At 59.7% G+C, this 390-nt stretch carries 1 protein-coding gene; it reads left to right on the top strand.

From position 1 onward, the window contains the following. Positions 1–47: 47 nt before the first annotated feature. Positions 48–390, top strand: a 343-nt coding sequence (locus tag AC0T7J_RS25475) for a hypothetical protein (protein ID WP_473798598.1), incomplete at its 3' end; no start/stop codon positions are given.

The following is a 390-nucleotide window of genomic DNA, read 5'->3' as shown; positions in this document are numbered from 1 at the left end:
AGCAAGGCAGCGGAGAAGGTCAACGAAGCCGTAGAACGGCAGACCCCGTGAACGCGTTGCTGAAGCTGGTTCCCGCGTGGGCGTGGGTAGTGCTGGCAGCGCTCGCAGCTGTCGGTTACCTATCGCTTCGTCTCGATAGCGTGAAGGACGATCGAGCAACCATAACCGCCGAGCGCGACACCGCGACCGCCCGAGTGGATTCGCTGACCAACACGCTGCGCATTCAGCGAGAGATCACCAATGACATCAACCGAGTCTCCGACGATGCGAAATCCAAGACTGAGCAGGTATCGGATGCCGTTGTTGTTGCTGATAACCGGGCTCGCAGCCTGCAGCAGCAAATCACCGACCTCCTCGCCAAGCGAAAGTCTTGTGCTGCCGAGGTTGCCA

It is taken from the genome of Pantoea sp. E956-1, assembly GCF_982223955.1.
The sequence above is the reverse complement of the archived record's forward strand: the minus strand, read 5'-3'. Positions and strand labels throughout refer to the sequence as shown.